Origin of the sequence: Paenibacillus sp. EKM212P (assembly GCF_011066115.1) — a bacterium.
Taxonomy (GTDB): Bacteria; Bacillota; Bacilli; order Paenibacillales; family Paenibacillaceae; genus Paenibacillus; species Paenibacillus polymyxa_B.
Genome location: NZ_JAAMNR010000052.1, coordinates 1 through 444 on the forward strand (window position 1 = coordinate 1; position 444 = coordinate 444).

Annotated in this window: 1 protein-coding gene; it reads right to left on the reverse strand. The window is 53.6% G+C overall.

Annotated features, from left to right (window positions below):
• The coding region (locus G9G54_RS24920) for an AMP-binding protein (RefSeq protein ID WP_165179952.1) at positions 1-444 on the reverse strand (444 nt) is incomplete at both ends.

The following is a 444-nucleotide window of genomic DNA, read 5'->3' on the forward strand; positions in this document are numbered from 1 at the left end:
TTCAGCCACGCCTGGCCAATCGGCACATTGCCGCTGCTTGGCAGCTTCGACAATTCTTCGTCGTAGAAGCTGGAGTCAATCGCCGCTTCCGTGACGCCGTAACTGTTCATAATGCGGATATCCGCGCCAAATCGTTCTTGCAGCACCCGGTAGTCTGTCACGCTGCAGCTATCCGAGCTGGTAATCAGCAATTCCAGACTGCTCATGTCCAGTCCGTGTTCATGCACATGCTGCATGAACGGTACGATTAAAGCCGGGGTTGATTCGAACACCGTAATCTGGTAGTCGCGAATCCAGCCATATAGACGGCTTGGATCAATCCGGTCATTTTTCGGACAAATGACCATCGTTCCACCGTTATAGAGCGCCCGTGCGATATCCCCGACGAACACGTCGAAGGAGAAGCTCGCCAGTTGCAACAACCGTACCGGGAACTGGTTCAGA